We start from the raw sequence: 6,479 nt of genomic DNA, 5'->3' as shown, positions 1-6,479 counted from the left end.
TAATTATTCCACTTTACTTTTTAGCTGTTTATTTTGCCAGCCGTAAACTGATTAAATTGGTATAAGTACTCATCAGGGATTTATCTGCAATGCTTTTATTTAATGCCGCTTGCAGGTTCTAAAACGTCTGTATTCAATTGGCTTGAAATATCGCTTGCTGCTTCACTAATAAACCGGCCTTCTCCTGATAAAAGTTCGATGTTTTCATTGGGCAGAACGGCCAACAGTTTGTAAACAATATTGGTTTCATTTCTGGTGATAGAGAGCACTGCCATTCCTGTTGTTTGTTGTACCCGAATAATTTGAAGGTGGTGAATTTGGGCGATACTTTCCCATTTTCCTGTTTTGCAGGCAAACAGACCAATGTATTTTTTGATCCGTTTCTCTTTGGTATCAATTAAAATGCCTGTTCGGATAAATAGTAAGGGGATAGACAGAGGTATAGCAATAAGGCCGGCAAATTCGGACATGATTGCGGCCATTATACCCAGCATCAATAAAATAACACCTAGCATAAAGAAATTGGGAGGTAGTTTTCCTGTTGTGTATTGTAAGATCATAGCCTTCGAATTAATTGTTCTGAAAAGGTAATTAATCTATTCATAATATGTGCAACAGAGTTTGATATTTTTGTCTTCAATCCAGATGGGCTTTTCATTGTAAAGCAACAGGACAAGAAATATTTATTAGCAGATTTAATTTAGACAGAAAATGTAATTAACCGGTCTTTAATACAAACATCAGAAAATCCAAATTCTTTCTGAATCCACTCAAATGTTTCTTTTTGATAGATGAATACGTGAGTGGGATCGTTTTTGTAGTACCAATTTGCGAAATCGATGCTTTCGTTGTAAAGATGGGTCATGCAGTACAACTTTCCCTGGGGTTTCAGCATTTTTTTCAGCAAGCGAAATTCCTTGTGCGGATTATAGAAATGTTCAATCACCTCGCAGGAGGCGATGTAATCGTATTGCTCTTTCAGTAAATCGGGGTAGTTGTGAAAGTAAGGATCGTATGGTACAATGGAAAAACCATGATCTGTCAGCACTTTAGATATTACAGGACCTGTACCTGCACCAAAATCCAGACCTTTATGATTTGCAGTAAAATCCCGGCGAACGGAATTGGTAATGGGGGAGACGAACTTCTGATAGCCCTTGTCATCAATGTCGTTATTGTGTTGCTGATAATGCTTTTTTTCAACATCTTGGCCAGGTCTTGAGTTTGCATCGGCAAATATTCCAAAACAGATACTGCATTGGTAATGAATACGATTCTTGTCTGCATAAAAAAGCTTCGCACTGTTGTTACAAAGAGGACATTTGTGTTGCATTTTTTATGGATTTTATTGGATTAGTGCTGTGTTTAGTGTTTCCGTACGCATTTCAGATAAAGACCTTCCACTTTTTCGCGGGCCCATGGTGTTTTTCTCAGAAATTTCAGACTCGATTTAATGGAAGGATCGCTGGTAAAGCAGTTTATTTTAATCATGCTTCCCAATTCTTCCCAGCCATAATAGGCCACCAAAAATTCCAATATATCAGACAGTTTAACGCCGTGCAAGGGATTATTTACCTGCTCTCTGTTGGTTGTACTATTTTCGTTTGATTCCATATTAACTATTTGCTAATTACTAATTGTGAATTAATAATTTATAATTATTCTTTACTTTTTTACCCCTAAATCCCCTGAAGGGGACTATTTCCCAAACTGTTGTTTTTAAGCCCCTTTAGGGGTTTGGGGTGGGGAATTACTTTTATAAAATCAGCAAAGAATGTTCCCGTAATTGATTCATTGGTTTCGAATACCAAAACAATTCAAAATCTTCAAAATGATTCTCAAAGTCGGCTTTTAAAGCCACCAAACTAAGTGTGTTTTCTTCCTTTACGGATATTTTTTTCAGTACATCAAGCAACCAATCTCCTTTTTCTTTTTCGAGCGATATTTCAAAACTTTCTGTTTTTTCATGAAAACACATTTTGGATAGTTTCCAACTTCGGCCTTTTTTCGATTTCGTAATGGTCACTATTTCCGGTACGCCTCCCAGCCATATTGGTTTTGCTGAATCTTTTGGAGTGATGTATTCGAAAGCTTCCAGACAATTTTGAATAAAATCCTGTCTGATACTGGTTTTCGGAATTCTAAAACCAGATGGTACATCGTCGAACCAATCCTGCAAAGGAATTTCAAAGCCCAGTCCGTGCATGTAATTGTAGAGCGATTTTTTTAATCCGTAGCTAAACAGATCGTGATCGATTCCCGTTTTGTCGGTAAATTGAATGTCGTTATTGGCGAACGAAATAGCTTTGTACTCGGGCGTAATGCCGTAAGCTGATGGATTTAGCCCAACAGGACTGTGAGCTGTAAGTGCAAACTGATGCCAAAAGGCCGATTGCACAATCCCCAATTCGAATATTTGCCGAACCACTTCCAGACTGTCGATGGTTTCCTGCACCGTTTGCGACGGAAATCCATACATCAAATAGGCATGAACCATAATTCCTGTTTCGGTAAAATTGTTGGTAACCTGAGCTACCTGTTTTAGAGTGACTCCTTTATTGATCAATTTTAACAATCGATCGGAGGCAACTTCCAGTCCGCCCGAAACAGCAATGCAACCCGAAGCTTTCAGCAACAAACAAAGATCTTTTGTAAAGCTTTTTTCGAATCGGACATTGGTCCACCAGGTAATGTTAAGTTTGCGTTTAATGATCTCGATGGCAAGAGCCTTCATCAATGCCGGAGGTGCTGCTTCATCAACAAAATGAAAGCCTTTTTCTCCGGTTTGTGCCACAATTTTCTCAATTCTGTCGGCCAGCACTTTGGCCGCAATGGGTTCGAAAGATTTGATGTAATTTAACGAACCATCGCAAAAGGTACATTTGCCCCAGTAACAACCGTGAGCCATGGTTAATTTGTTCCATCGTCCATCGCTCCACAAACTGTGCATAGGGTTGGCAATCTCAATTACCGAAATGTATTTATCGAGCAAAAGATCGGAGTAGTCGGGTGTGCCCAATTCATGCTGTTTGTAATCCTGAATGGGAGAAGAATTGTTGTATTTTACTTTGCCGTTTATCCGTTCAAAAGTTCGTTTTAATGCAGGTGTTTCGTTAACCGGATTCAGTACATGATTCGCCAGAAGTTCCAAAGGCAGTTCACCGTCGTCCAATGTAATATAGTCAACGAAATCGAAGACTCTGGGGTCGGTCAAACTTCTTAATTCGGTATTTGGAAATCCGCCGCCCATTACAATTTTAATGGCAGGATACTCTTTTTTAATGAACTGAGCACAACGAAAGGCACTGTATAAATTTCCGGGGAAAGGAACCGAAAAGCAAACCAATTTAGGATTTTGGATGTTTACTTGCTTAGCCAGTATTTTAATGCTTAACTCATCGATATAGCTTAACTCTTCCTGCAAATGCCCCTGCAATTGGTCGAAGGTAGATGCGCTTCGGCCCAATCGTTCGGCATATCGGCTAAAGCCAAAATTCTCATCGATGCATTCGGTAATAAAATCCGACAAATCTTCCAGAAAAAGAGTCGCTAAATGCTTGGCTTTGTCTTGCATTCCCATTAAACCAAATGCCCATTCCAGATCTTCCACCTGATTGAAGCGCGAGGCTTGCGGCAGAAAATTCTCGGTGCATATTTGTCGTGCCAGAGTCTGATTTTTTCCTTGCAGAAAAGAAACCACATCGTTTATTGCCAATAAATAATGCTCTCGAAGGGCGTAGATTCTTGATGCATTTTCCGAAATAATCTGCTCTTGCCGAAAAGCGATTTCGAAAATTTTCGATAAACCATCTTTGGAAAAAAGCTCCAGAATAACTTCAATACCCAAATCCATTTGAAAGGAGGATCTGTTTTTCTCATTTAAAAACCCCTTTAAGTAAGCCGTTGCCGGATAAGGAGTATTTAATTGAGTAAAAGGTGGAGTTACCAGAAAAAGGTCTTTCACGTGAATGCGTTTTATAAATTCGTTGTTGGTATACTTGTTTTCTATAACAAGCTTCTATTTATTATTCTTAAGATCAAGATCTTTGCTTTGGATCAGATTCAGCCTTATTTTCATTTTTTTCTGAATCACTTGAAAGTGGTGTTCATCTTCTTCGGCAACAAACGAAATGGCTTCTCCCGGCGATTCTGCACGACCTGTTCTACCAATTCGGTGAATGTAATCTTTAGGAGATCGAGGCAAATCGTAATTTACCACATAAGGTAAAAATTCGATATCAATACCACGGGTCAATAAATCGGTGGCAACCAAAACACGAAGCTTGCCGGTTTTAAACTTGCGTAGATTTTCAGTTCGTGCTCCCTGACTTTTCTTGCTGTGTGTACTGGTAGCCTGAATGCCATTTTTGCTTAGTTTGTAGGCAACGGCATCAGCCCGGTGTGCCGATGATACAAATACAAGAACCTGCTCCAAATTGTTTTTCTTAATGATATACCGAAGCAACGGCCCTTTTTTTTCTTCGCTAACCGAGTAGGCTATCTGATCGATTAAATCAAGCGTATTTTCTTCAGCCTCTATTTTTATAACCACTGGTTCATTCAAAAGAATCTGGTTTACGTTGTTTACATCATCGCTTAAAGTAGCCGAGAACAAAAGATTCTGACGTTTTTTAGGCAATAAAGCAAATATGCGGTTCATCTCATCTTTAAAACCCAAATTCAGCATTTTATCAGCTTCATCCAGTACCAATGCTTCAATTTCCGATAAGTGTACTGCATTCGAATCTACCAATTCCAATAAACGACCTGGAGTGGCAACCAAAACATCCACATTATTCATCGCCTTCATCTGCGGATTGATAGAAACCCCACCGTGTACGGCCAGGCATTTAATGGGATCGGCGAGGGCGGATGAAAACTGTTGAAAGACTTCCAAAACCTGCATGGCCAATTCGCGGGTAGGCACCAATACCAATGTCTTGATATATCTGTTCTTAGAAATACTTCCTCCCTGAAGATTGGTTAATATTGGCAAGACATAACTGGCCGTTTTACCTGAGCCGGTTTGAGCAATACCTAAAACATCTTTCTTTTTTAAAATGGCAGGAATTGCCTCTTTTTGAATAGGGTAGGCTTCGTTGTAATTTTGATCGGACAGAGCTTTTAGTAAAGATGAAGATAATCCTAAAGATGCAAACGACATATATTTTTGTTCTGATTATTAGTACGGATTTGTTTCCGCCGACAAAGATAAGGGAAATAAAGCTCAACTACCTATTTCTTACCCCCAAACCCCTAAAGGGGCTTAAAAAAACCATAATAATAGTAAGTGCAAAGGCCACAAAAGTATTACATGCCGAAATACAATGAATTGTTTTTTTCTCTGTGTTTCTTCGTGCTCTCGTGCGTTTGTATTAATAACAATCAAGACTCATTTAATTACTGATTTTGTAGTTTAGTAATATAAATGGGAGAAGGCAAGATTACTTTCGTGTTCAGGTACGTCAAGTCCGATACCGTCACAGAGAATCCGCTCTTGTCTTCTATCTTCTTTCAAGTTTGGACTAAGTATTTAGAGGTACACTTCTATTGTAACCTCGTGTAAAAAGACGAGAGAAAACTGTGGAGAGATTCCCTAAAACTTTAATATTATGGATGTACTTAAACAGAATGTAGGCATTGATGTAGCTAAAGATTCTTTTGTAGCCACCTTAACAGTTCTTTTAAAGGGGCAGGTGTTAAAACACTTAAGAACAAAAAGTTTCAAGAACAATAAGCAAGGATTTGAGTCTTTAATGCAATGGCTATGTAAGTTGTCTGATCAAACGGCACCTTTACATTTTACGATGGAAGCTACTGGAGTTTATTACGAATCGTTGGCCTATCACTTGTGGGAGTTGGACCATATTGTTCATGTCCTCTTACCCAATAAAGTCAAAAAGTTTGCAGAGAGTTTAAATATCAAGTCAAAGACTGATAAAGTAGATTCAAAGATCTTAGGTCAAATGGGAGTTGAACGTTCACTTTTAAAGTGGAGTTTAAGTTCAAAAATTTACAGGACTCTCCGAACATTAATTCGGGAAAGACAGCAGTTAATAAAAGAAAGGACACGTTGCAAAAATCAATTACATGCAGAAATGCACACAGCAGATCCTTTGCGTACAACATTAACCCGAATGCGCAATCACATAAAATACCTTGACAAGCAGATTTGCGCCATTGAAAAGGAACTGGAAAAGACTGTTAGTAAGGATAATTATATGGCTCAAAAAGTTAAAAAGATTTCAACAGTCCCAGGGTTGAGTAAAATCACAATCGTAACTGTCATAGCTGAGACGTTGGGTTTCGCCAATATTTTCAGTATAAAACAACTAAGTAGCTATGCCGGTTACGATGTTCAGATACGGGAATCAGGCAAATGGAAAGGAAAATCCAGGATATCAAAAAAAGGCAATTCGCATATTGGATATTCCGGATCATGTTGCCCCCCTGAAATCGGGATCGGAAAACAAGGTTTT

6 protein-coding genes are annotated in these 6,479 nt (G+C 38.7%); 1 reads left to right on the top strand and 5 read right to left on the bottom strand.

Annotation, left to right across the window (positions count from 1 at the left end; translation table 11 throughout):
- Positions 1-95: 95 nt before the first annotated feature.
- The 5 genes from QUH73_RS20440 to QUH73_RS20420 all read right to left on the bottom strand — a co-directional run bounded on the left by QUH73_RS20440 (position 96) and on the right by QUH73_RS20420 (position 5,164).
- On the bottom strand, positions 96-560 hold the full coding sequence (locus QUH73_RS20440; protein ID WP_289532304.1) for a hypothetical protein: 465 nt from the start codon (positions 558-560) through the stop codon (positions 96-98).
- Between the two features lie 140 nt (positions 561-700).
- A complete protein-coding gene (locus QUH73_RS20435; RefSeq protein ID WP_289532303.1) occupies positions 701-1,333 on the bottom strand; it encodes a class I SAM-dependent methyltransferase in 633 nt (210 codons plus the stop codon).
- Positions 1,334-1,365: 32 nt separating this feature from the next.
- On the bottom strand, positions 1,366-1,614 hold the full coding sequence (locus QUH73_RS20430) for a VF530 family DNA-binding protein (protein ID WP_124994250.1): 249 nt from the start codon (positions 1,612-1,614) through the stop codon (positions 1,366-1,368).
- A 142-nt stretch (positions 1,615-1,756) separates the two neighbouring features.
- Complete coding sequence (locus QUH73_RS20425; RefSeq protein WP_289532302.1) at positions 1,757-3,964, bottom strand: B12-binding domain-containing radical SAM protein; 2,208 nt, start codon at positions 3,962-3,964, stop codon at positions 1,757-1,759.
- A gap of 54 nt (positions 3,965-4,018) precedes the next feature.
- A complete protein-coding gene (locus tag QUH73_RS20420; RefSeq protein WP_289532301.1) occupies positions 4,019-5,164 on the bottom strand; it encodes a DEAD/DEAH box helicase in 1,146 nt (381 codons plus the stop codon).
- A gap of 448 nt (positions 5,165-5,612) precedes the next feature.
- On the opposite strand from QUH73_RS20420, the gene QUH73_RS20415 reads away from it, so the two are divergent.
- A partial coding sequence (locus tag QUH73_RS20415) for an IS110 family transposase (protein WP_289532300.1) occupies positions 5,613-6,479 on the top strand: 867 nt, incomplete at its 3' end.

It is taken from the genome of Labilibaculum sp. K2S (assembly GCF_030372765.1).
GTDB lineage: Bacteria > Bacteroidota > Bacteroidia > Bacteroidales > Marinifilaceae > Labilibaculum.
This window is presented reverse-complemented; position numbering and strand designations above follow the sequence as displayed.